Source organism: Streptomyces sp. NPDC037290, assembly GCF_055603245.1.
Map to the genome: position 1 here is coordinate 1 of NZ_JBVJVZ010000152.1, position 1,286 is coordinate 1,286.

Here is a 1,286-nt window from a genome sequence, read left to right on the forward strand (position 1 = left end):
CGGTGACGAGCGCCCGCCCGGTGTCCTTCCAGGTCTGTCCGGCCTCGTCCGATGCCCGCTCGAACGACTCGCGGCTGTAGTCCGGACTCAGGTAGTCCGGGGTGAACACATCGCCCCAGTCCTGCTGGACGATCTCGTCTTCTGAGGCATGCGGATTTCCCACGCCCGCGTTCACGGCGATCTTGAACGTCCCGTGGACGTACCGGTCCTCCTCCCACACGATCCCCGCCGCGAGCCCCAGCTTCGCCGCGATGGCGTTGGCGTCCTGGACCAGCGCGCGGACGCCCCACTCCCACCGCTCGCAGAAGTCCTCGAAGTCCACCGACAGCCCGTGGTGACCGGCTTCCATCCCGGTCATCGACAGGTCCGAGAGCCCCTTGCCGAGCACCGCGCCGGTACCGGTACCGATCTCCCTCAACTCGGCAACGGCCTCACGCAGCCCGCTGGTGATCTGCTGAACACTGACGGGATCGACGTTGAGGTCTTCCGCCCCCGCACCGCTCACCGCTGCTGCCCCGCGCCCGGGACGTCCGCGTCGACGGCGACGGCATCCGGCACGATCCCCACCACCGGCGGAAACAGCATCGACCCGTCCGGGTCGGCCACGTTCACCGCGACGCCGGCCGGCACACCCATGGCCGGGATGACCTCATCCAGCAACCGAGCCCCCCGGAACACGGCATACTCCCAACTCCGCGAGGTGGCCCCGGCCCCCTCCACCACAGCCCGCTCCTCCGCGAACCGGGCCAACGCCGCCTCATCGGTAAACCCGCACACCCATCGCACCCCGCCGAACTCGGCGGTCCACAGCCCACCACGGTCGTAGGGCACCAGCACCAACGTCCGCCGCAGCTCACCCACCAAAGCCCTCGGGTCACCGACCCCGGCCCGCCGCTCGGCTATCCGCTCCACCAGCGCTGCCCCGTCACCCACCGGAAGCCTCCCCCGTACGCGAGTCGTCGCCCTTCACTTCCGCACACGCTAGGACACCACGCCCACCCGCAACCATGTGGTTCCAGCCGTCCCCCACAGCCCCACACCACGGACCGCCGCCGAACACGAAGAAGGCCCGGGTCGATGGCCTGGGCCTTAGTCGTGGAGCGGGTGACGAGAATCGAACTCGCGCTCTGAGCTTGGGAATCAGCGGTGCTTGAGTGTCGAGAAGGGCTCTGAACTGCGCTTTTCTGCGAGGAAGCTGGGGTCGCCATGGTCTCTGGGGGCTGTACCTGACCGCTGTTGTCCGCTCGGCTGGGGACGGATTGGGGCACGAGGGCGGCGGTGCAGCG

At 69.1% G+C, this 1,286-nt stretch carries 2 protein-coding genes; both read right to left on the reverse strand.

Annotated features, from left to right (window positions below):
- A partial coding sequence (locus ACZ7HQ_RS45575; RefSeq protein WP_471003562.1) for a hypothetical protein occupies positions 1-505 on the reverse strand: 505 nt, incomplete at its 3' end.
- On the reverse strand, positions 502-933 hold the full coding sequence (locus ACZ7HQ_RS45580) for a hypothetical protein (protein ID WP_030578855.1): 432 nt from the start codon (positions 931-933) through the stop codon (positions 502-504). The genes ACZ7HQ_RS45580 and ACZ7HQ_RS45575, both read right to left, overlap by 4 nt.
- Positions 934-1,286: the final 353 nt, after the last annotated feature.